Source organism: Cryobacterium sp. TMT2-14 (assembly GCF_004402465.1).
In the GTDB taxonomy this organism is placed as follows: domain Bacteria; phylum Actinomycetota; class Actinomycetes; order Actinomycetales; family Microbacteriaceae; genus Cryobacterium; species Cryobacterium sandaracinum.
Genome location: NZ_SOFV01000037.1, coordinates 1 through 7,350, shown reverse-complemented (window position 1 = coordinate 7,350; position 7,350 = coordinate 1). Strand labels below are relative to the sequence as shown.

At 66.9% G+C, this 7,350-nt stretch carries 9 protein-coding genes; 7 read left to right on the top strand and 2 right to left on the bottom strand.

What is annotated here, in order from left to right; all coding sequences use genetic code 11:
* Positions 1-150 precede the first annotated feature (150 nt).
* On the top strand, positions 151-954 hold the full coding sequence (locus tag E3O28_RS12890) for a GNAT family N-acetyltransferase (RefSeq protein WP_104099225.1): 804 nt from the start codon (positions 151-153) through the stop codon (positions 952-954).
* A 220-nt stretch (positions 955-1,174) separates the two neighbouring features.
* Here E3O28_RS12890 and E3O28_RS12885 read toward each other — a convergent pair whose 3' ends face one another.
* On the bottom strand, positions 1,175-2,170 hold the full coding sequence (locus E3O28_RS12885) for an NAD(P)-dependent alcohol dehydrogenase (RefSeq protein WP_134416297.1): 996 nt from the start codon (positions 2,168-2,170) through the stop codon (positions 1,175-1,177).
* 117 nt (positions 2,171-2,287) lie between these two features.
* Here E3O28_RS12885 and E3O28_RS12880 point away from each other — a divergent pair, with 117 nt between their 5' ends.
* Genes E3O28_RS12880 through E3O28_RS12870 form a run of 3 tightly spaced genes read left to right on the top strand, consistent with a single transcriptional unit; the run spans position 2,288 to position 4,051 of the window.
* On the top strand, positions 2,288-2,731 hold the full coding sequence (locus E3O28_RS12880) for a DUF6326 family protein (RefSeq protein WP_174721905.1): 444 nt from the start codon (positions 2,288-2,290) through the stop codon (positions 2,729-2,731).
* 19 nt (positions 2,732-2,750) lie between these two features.
* A complete protein-coding gene (locus tag E3O28_RS12875; RefSeq protein ID WP_134416295.1) occupies positions 2,751-3,086 on the top strand; it encodes a PadR family transcriptional regulator in 336 nt (111 codons plus the stop codon).
* Positions 3,083-4,051, top strand: coding sequence for a permease prefix domain 1-containing protein (locus E3O28_RS12870; RefSeq protein ID WP_134416293.1), 969 nt, complete (start codon positions 3,083-3,085; stop codon positions 4,049-4,051). The genes E3O28_RS12875 and E3O28_RS12870 overlap by 4 nt, the downstream gene beginning before the upstream one ends.
* Before the next feature lie 36 nt (positions 4,052-4,087).
* On the opposite strand, the gene E3O28_RS12865 is transcribed toward E3O28_RS12870, so the two are convergent.
* Entirely contained in the window at positions 4,088-4,621 is a 534-nt protein-coding gene (locus E3O28_RS12865; RefSeq protein ID WP_134401156.1) for a hypothetical protein, read from the bottom strand.
* Between the two features lie 154 nt (positions 4,622-4,775).
* Between E3O28_RS12865 and E3O28_RS12860 the strand changes: the two genes are divergently transcribed.
* The 3 genes from E3O28_RS12860 (at position 4,776) to E3O28_RS12850 (ending at position 7,293) form a co-directional block, all read left to right on the top strand.
* Entirely contained in the window at positions 4,776-6,143 is a 1,368-nt protein-coding gene (locus tag E3O28_RS12860; protein WP_241973123.1) for a potassium transporter TrkG, read from the top strand.
* A gap of 34 nt (positions 6,144-6,177) precedes the next feature.
* Entirely contained in the window at positions 6,178-6,834 is a 657-nt protein-coding gene (locus tag E3O28_RS12855) for a TrkA family potassium uptake protein (protein ID WP_104099219.1), read from the top strand.
* Positions 6,835-7,050: 216 nt separating this feature from the next.
* Positions 7,051-7,293: a ferrous iron transport protein A gene (locus E3O28_RS12850; protein WP_104169199.1), complete on the top strand. Its 243-nt coding sequence runs from the start codon at positions 7,051-7,053 to the stop codon at positions 7,291-7,293.
* The last annotated feature ends 57 nt before the right edge of the window (positions 7,294-7,350 follow it).

Here is a 7,350-nt window from a genome sequence, read left to right as displayed (position 1 = left end):
TCGCCCTGGCCATGCTCAGCCTCGGCGGCCACAAACCCGCACTCCCCGGCCGGGTTTAACCCACGGATGAAGCAGGAGAGCCAAAATCTCCGTCGAATTAGCACGGTGGCCGGCTGCCGGGGACCGGGCCTGGTGTGGTCTACTCGACGCATGAGCGTTGAGCCGGGGGTTTCGCAGCAAGCCGTGCGGCAGGCGGAGGCCGCCGCGGATGCAGCCGCCGAGGCTGCCGGGGTGACCGTGCGGCAGGCTGAACCCCGCGACCTGGCCGCGGTGATCGGCCTGTTCGAGCGCACCTGGGGCGTGGGCCACAGCCCCGACAGGTCGATGCTCCTGGCGCTCGACTTCGCCGGCAACACCGTGATGGTGGCGACCAAGGCCGGCAAACCGGTCGGCGCTACGCTCGGCTTCCTCGGCTGGACCGACGGCATCCACCTGCACTCGCACATGGCAGCGGTCGTGCCGTGGCAGCGCGGCAGTGGGGTCGGCTACGCGCTCAAATTGTTCCAGCGGGCACTCTGTCTGCAGCACGGCGTCGCAGACATGCGCTGGACTTTCGACCCGCTGATCCGCCGCAACGCGCACTTCAACCTGGTCAAGCTGGGCGCCGAGGTGGTGCGCTTCCTGCCGGATTTCTACGGCCGGCTCGACGACGTCATCACCGGCAGCGACCGGAGTGACCGGTTCGAGGTGCGGTGGCGACTCGATTCTCCGCGCACCCTCCGGGCACTGGCCGGCGAACTCCCCCCAGTCTGGTCGGGCAGCGACTCGCTGTCTCTTGACGTGGACTTCGAGCGGCTGCGCGCCGACGACCCGGCCGAGGCCGTCCGGCGCCGGGACGAGTCCCGGACACTGTTCCAGAACAACCTGTCTCGCGGGATGCGCCCCGAGCTCACTGAGAACAACGATTACATCTTCACACCGGATGTCCCCGATCGCCGGCCGGCCCCCGACTGAGCCTCGCCCGCCCCGTCGGCCCGCCCCGCCCGCCCTGCGCGCCGTGCGAATTCGACGGAGATTTTGCCCGTAAACCCGGTTTTCCGACCCAAAACATCCGTTTCGGCCAAAATCTCCGTCGAATTCGTTCGGGAGCGCAGCCCCTGCGCCAGACGAGGCGGCGCACTCCGCGCCAGCCGTCACTCCGGGCCAGACGAGGCGGCGCACTCCGCGCCAGCCGTCACCCCGGGCCAGCCGTCACTCCGTCCCAGATCGAGATGGCGATCTTGCCTCGGGTGTGTTCCTCGCCGAAGTGGTGCAGGGCGTCGGCGGTCCGGCTCAGTGGGTAGGTCGTCTCGATCTGGGGAGCGACCTTGTCCGAGTCGATCAGCTCGCGAATCACATCGAGATCGGTGGCGCTGGCCGACGCCACGAGCGGGCGGAGGCTCTGGCGCGAGAAGACTCCCAGGGCCGATGCGGCGAGGATGCGCCCGATCGGGCCGAACAGACGACCGCCGGCGGCGGAGGACAGCACCAGCGTTCCGCGTGGGGTGAGCGCGCGGCGGCAGTCGGACAGGGAACGATTGCCGATGAGATCGAAAATCACCTCGTACTGCCGACCCTGGGCCGTGAAATCCTCGGAGGTGTAGTCGATCACGTGGTCGGCGCCCAGGCCGCGGGCCAGCTCGGCGTTCCGAGTGCTGCAGACGGCCGTCACCTCAGCCCCGAAGGCTTTCGCAAGCTGCACGGCGAACGATCCGACCCCGCCGGATGCGCCGTTGACCAGAATCCGATCGCGCGGCTGCAGGTTCGCGGCATCCCGGAGTCCCTGCAGCGCCGTGGTCGCGGCGATTGGCACCGTCGCCGCCTGCTCGAAGGTGAGCGTGGCAGGCTTGCGGGCAACCACCTTCTCGGTCGCCACCGTGAATTCCGCGAAGCTGCCCGCATTGACCTCCGCGTAGACCTCATCATTCACGGCGACGCGTCGCACGGCGCTGCCGACGGCCACGACCACTCCCGCGGCATCTCGTCCCCGGACCGCGATGCGGGGTGCCCGCAAACCGAACGCGAGCCGCACGAGATAGGGCTCGCCGTGCATCAGCAGCCAGTCGGCCGCATTCACGGATGCCGCGTGGACGCGGATCAGCACTTCGTCGGCACGGGGCACCGGCATGGGGACATCGGTGTACTCGAGGGTCTCGGGCCCGCCGTAGGCCCGCTGGATGATCGCTTTCATGGCACCCTTTCTGGTGTAACACTATAGTGTGTGATACACAGTACAGTGCGACTTACAAAACCGAAACCCGACAACACCAAATCCCCACACACCAACCCTCGGAAAGGATCCGATCCCATGATGCTGCTCACTCCACTCCCGCGGCCCGTGCTGCTCTCCACGCTCTGGATCGTTCTGCTGTTCAACTACCTCTACTGCGACGTGCTCGGGCTCTACGACCCGGCACACCTCGTCGACCTCGAGACCGGCACCCTCGGCGGCGGGCCCTTCACACCCGGCAAGCTGGTCGCGGCCGGGGTGCTGATGCAGATCCCCATCGCGATGGTTCTTCTCGCTCGCGTGGTGCGGCACGGACTGAACCGCTGGATCAATGTGGGCGCCGCATCTGTTATGGCCGCGGTTCAGGTCTCCACGCTGTTCCTCGGCACACCGCCCACGCCGGTCTACCTGTTCTTCTCCGCGATCGAGATCACGCTGCTGCTGGCCATTGTCGTCCTCGCGGCATCCTGGACCCGCTCCAGGGAGCGGGCGGCGCACGACCGGGCCCTTGCGGGTGTGTGACGCACACTAATGTGTACAAGTGCTCAACGAAGAAGAACTCGCCACCCACCGGCAGGAGTTGCGGCGCGGCACCATCGTGCTCGCCTGCCTGGTGCTGCTAACGCAGCCCAACTACGGCTACGCCCTGCTTACGGCCCTCGAATCCCAGGGGTTCGCGGTGGATGCCAACACCCTGTACCCTCTGCTGCGGCGCCTGGAGAAGCAGGGTCTCCTCACGAGCGAGTGGAACACCGACGAGTCCCGACCGCGCAAGTTCTACGTCACGAGTGAGGAGGGGGTGGGTCTCGCCGCCACCCTCACCACCGACTGGAACGAATTGAACATCGCATTCCGATCCCTCACGGAGACATCATGACCACCCCGTTCACCCCGTCCACCCTCACCGACCGCTTCGTCACCGAAGCGCTGCGCGGCCTGCCTGCGCGGCAGCGTGCTGACATTGAAGCCGAACTGCGCACCCTGATCGCCGACGCAATCGAGGATCGCCTGGAGGCGGGAACGGATGCCGTGGCCGCCGAACACATCGTGCTCGCCGAGCTGGGCGCACCGCGCCGGCTGGCCGCCCGGTACTCGGAGAAGCCCACCTACCTCGTGGGACCGGATCTCTACTTCGACTACGTGCGCGTGCTCACGGTGCTGCTCTCGACCGTGGTGCCGATCTGGTTTCTGTTCAGCGGCATCGTCACTTTTGTCGCCGGCTCGTCGGCTGGTGAAACGGTGGGCGTCGCCGTCACCGGCGCAATCGAGACGGCCATGTCGATCGCGTTCTTCACGACGGTGATCTTCGCGATCATCGAGCGCACATCGGCGATGCGGTCAAGGCGCACAGTGGTCTGGGATCCGGCATCCCTGCCCGAGGTCCTGGACAAGCGCGGCTATTTCACGGAGCTCGTCGGCGGAGTCAGCTTTCTCGTGATCATCGCCAGCGTGCTGATCTGGCTGCAGACGGTGGGTGCGGTCGAGGGGCGGGACAGCGCACTCATCGGTCCGATTGCGACGGAATTGTGGACATCCGGGGCGTTCTATATCGCGCTTTTCTATGCCGCGGTCAGCATCAGTTTTCACCTGTTCGCGTATTACACGGGATGGTCGGTGTCGAATGCGATGGCGACCATCGTGCTGGACGTTCTCTTCGTCGTTCCAGCGGTCTGGCTCACGGCGAGCGGCCGGCTGCTCAACCCGGACTATTTCGATGCCGTCGGCTGGCCGCAGGGCGTCGGGGTCGTCACGGCCATCGTGGTGGTCGTCGTGCTGCTGTTCTCCGCCCTGGACTCCATTGACGCAATCGTGCGCGCGACCCGGAAACGGCGCACTCGCTGAGCCGTGATTCGCAGAGCGCGAAGAACGGATGCCGCGCTACTCCCCGCGCCGGGTGAAGCGTCGCTCGAACCAGTAGAGCAGTTCGGGGCGCACCCGGTTCAGGTCCTGCAGGGTCATCGGTTCGGGCACCCGCACCATGGGTACGCCGAGCTGATCGACCACCGTGTCCATGGCGCCGCGCGAGTAGTACTGCCCGCGCATGCGCACCAGCAGTCGGCCGTCGGTGCCGGTGACGAAGAGCTGCGGCTGCGTGTCGAGCGCCCCGCTCCGGTAGAGGTCGAGCAGCACGACGCTGCCGATCTCGTCCGAGGAGAAGTCCTTGACCAGGCCCATGAAGCCGCGCTCCGAGATGCCCTCGGCATCGACACGGATGATGGTGCGAGTGTAGGCGAGATAGGCAAGGCCGCAGATGCTCAGGAGCACAACCTGGGCGATGGCAACCGGACGCCAGGTGCCGTTGGGGATGCTGAGCCAGAAGAGCACGGCGGAGATTGGTGCGACAAGGGCCAGGACGGAAAGCCCCGACTGCACCAGCAACCGGCCGTGGGGCCGCAATGCGTGCGTGTGCATACGCACACCCCCGTTGAATCTCACCCTTGGTTCCCCCTCGCCGGTGTACACAGATTATCTCGGATTTTGCGTGAGTGCGGCAGTCACCGATAGGGGGGGTGCCGTGTCGAAACCGGAACAGACGACGGATGCCCGTGAACCGTATAGTGAGCGGGTGCCATCCTTGTCTCTCCGAAGAAGCGGTCCGCGCGTGCCGCGCGCCCGGCTGCATCCGGCGCAAGTCGTGGTCGCCGGATTCGCCGCCGCCATCCTGATCGGCACGGTGCTGCTGATGATCCCGATCGCGACGCCCGGCCCCGGCGGCACCCCGCTCCTGATCGCGGCTTTCACGGCCACGTCGGCCGTTTGCGTGACCGGGCTGACCGTCGTCGATACCGCGACGTTCTGGACGCCGTTCGGCCAGATCATCATCCTGGCCCTGATCCAGGTCGGCGGCTTCGGGATCATGACGTTCGCCTCGGTCATCGGGCTCGCCGTGATCCGCAAGATGTCCCTTCGGTCCCGCATGACGGCGGCCGCCGAGGTCAAGAGCTTCGGGCTCGAGGATGTCCGCGGGCTGGTTCTCGGCGTCGTGCGCATCTCCCTGATCGTGGAGTCCATCGTGGCGGTGCTGCTGAGCCTGCGGTTTTGGATCGGGTACGGCGAAGCGCCGGGCCGGGCCATCTGGCTCGGCGTGTTCCACTCCGTGTCCTCGTTCAACAACGCGGGCTTCGCCCTGTTCAGCGACAACCTCATCTCCTATGCGACGGACCCGTTCATCTGCCTGCCCATCGCCGCCGCCGTGATCCTCGGCGGCCTGGGCTTCCCGGTGATCATGCAGCTGCGCAAGCACCTCCGGAACCCGCTGAAGTGGTCGATGAACACCCGCATCGTGCTGGCCGGAACGATCACACTTCTGGTCGCGGGCACTGTCTACATCACCGGCGTGGAGTGGAACAACCCGGGCACGCTCGGACCGCTGGACTGGCCGAGCAAACTCCTGGTGGGATTCTTCCAATCGGTGCAGACGCGCACAGCCGGGTTCAACAGCCTCGACATCGGGGCGATGGATTCCGCGAGCCTGCTCGGCATGGACGTGCTCATGCTGATCGGCGGAGGCCCGGCCGGCACCGCCGGCGGCATCAAGATCACCACCTTCGCTGTGCTGTTCTTCATCCTGCTGACCGAAATCCGTGGCGAGGTGGCCGTGAACGTCTTCGGCAAGCGCCTCTCCCGGGCCGTGCACCGTCAGGCGATCACCATCGTGCTCTTGGCGGTTGCGGTGATCACGGTCTCCACGGTCGCCCTGATGCTGATCACCGATATCGGCCTCGATGCCCTTCTGTTCGAAGCGATCTCCGCGTTCGGCACGGTGGGGCTCTCCACCGGGATCACCGCGGGTCTGCCCCCGGCCGGTCATATCATCCTGATGCTGCTCATGTTCATCGGTCGTCTGGGTCCCATCGCCTTCGCCTCGGCGCTCGCCCTGCGGGACCGCCCCACCGGGTATGAATTACCGAAAGAGAGGCCCATCATTGGCTAAATTTTCCCTGTTCGGGCACCAGCAGCCTGCGCGTATGGCCGAAGAGGATGCGATCGTCGTGATCGGCCTGGGTCGGTTCGGCAGCGCCCTTGCACTCGAGCTGATGGCCAGCGGCAGCGAGGTGCTCGGCATCGACGGAGACGAGGAGATCGTGCAGGCGCACAACGGCCTGCTCACCCACGTCGTGCGCGCCGACTCGACCAAAGAGGAGACGCTCCGCCAACTCTCGGTGCCGGACTTCAGCAGCGCGGTCGTCGCGATCGGCGGCGATATCCAGGCGAACATCCTCACCGCGAGCCTGTTGCTCAAGCTGGGCATCCCGAATATCTGGGCCAAGGCGGTCAGCGACCCACACGGTGAGATCCTGCGCCAGATCGGCGTCAAGCACGTCATCTACCCCGAGAAGGACATGGGCAAAAGGGTGGCCCACCTCGTGCGCGGGGTGATGCAGGACTACATCGAGATCGACGAGAACTTCGCCCTCGTGAAGACGAACCCGCCGCAGGAGATCATCGGCGTGCCGCTCGGAAAATCGAGCGTGCGCACCATCCACGGGATCACCGTCACGGCATTCAACCGCCCCGGCAAGGGCTGGAGCTACACGACCCTTGACACGACGTTGGAGGCCGACGACGTCATTCTGATCGCCGGCGACGTGCGCAAGGTGGAGTCCTTCAGCCGCCTCAGGTAGCGGATGCCGTCGGCCTTCCCGGTCGGCGAGGAGCTGGGTGCGGCGGGGCGGGGTTGGGTTGGGCTGGGTGCGGCTCGGCGCGGCTGGGTTCGGCGCGGTGCGGCTGGGTGCGGCTGGGCCGGGCTGCGTGCGGCTGGGTGCGGCTGGGTCGGGCGCCGCGCGGCTGGGTGCGGCTGGGCCGCGCTCGGCTCGGGCTCGAAGAGTAGGCTCAGCCGGATGAGCCTCGCCGCCGCCCAATTCGTCTCCAGCACCACCCTCGGAACCCGAATCGTGGTGCGCACCCGCATCGAGGGCGGGGTCACGGATGCCGTGGGTTACTTGCGGTCCGTCTCCGACACAGGGTGCATGGTTGAGACCAAACGCGGTCTGGTCGTCCTCGCGCTCGCCGATGTCGTGGCCGCGAAGCCGGTGCCGCCGCCGCCCGTGCCGCGTGCGCCGCGGCATCCGCTCGCCGACTAGCCCCCGGGGCTCGCCGGTGCTCGCCGGTGCTCGCCGGGGCTCGCCGGTGCCCGCCGG

Bases quoted from the DNA above. Each gene is read 5' to 3' on its own strand.
- E3O28_RS12890 (WP_104099225.1), top strand. From the start codon at position 151: ATGAGCGTTGAGCCGGGGGTTTCGCAGCAAGCCGTGCGGCAGGCGGAG.
- E3O28_RS12885 (WP_134416297.1), bottom strand. From the start codon at position 2,170: ATGAAAGCGATCATCCAGCGGGCCTACGGCGGGCCCGAGACCCTCGAG.
- E3O28_RS12880 (WP_174721905.1), top strand. From the start codon at position 2,288: ATGATGCTGCTCACTCCACTCCCGCGGCCCGTGCTGCTCTCCACGCTC.
- E3O28_RS12870 (WP_134416293.1), top strand. From the start codon at position 3,083: ATGACCACCCCGTTCACCCCGTCCACCCTCACCGACCGCTTCGTCACC.
- E3O28_RS12865 (WP_134401156.1), bottom strand. From the start codon at position 4,621: ATGCACACGCACGCATTGCGGCCCCACGGCCGGTTGCTGGTGCAGTCG.
- E3O28_RS12855 (WP_104099219.1), top strand. From the start codon at position 6,178: ATGGCCGAAGAGGATGCGATCGTCGTGATCGGCCTGGGTCGGTTCGGC.
- E3O28_RS12850 (WP_104169199.1), top strand. From the start codon at position 7,051: ATGAGCCTCGCCGCCGCCCAATTCGTCTCCAGCACCACCCTCGGAACC.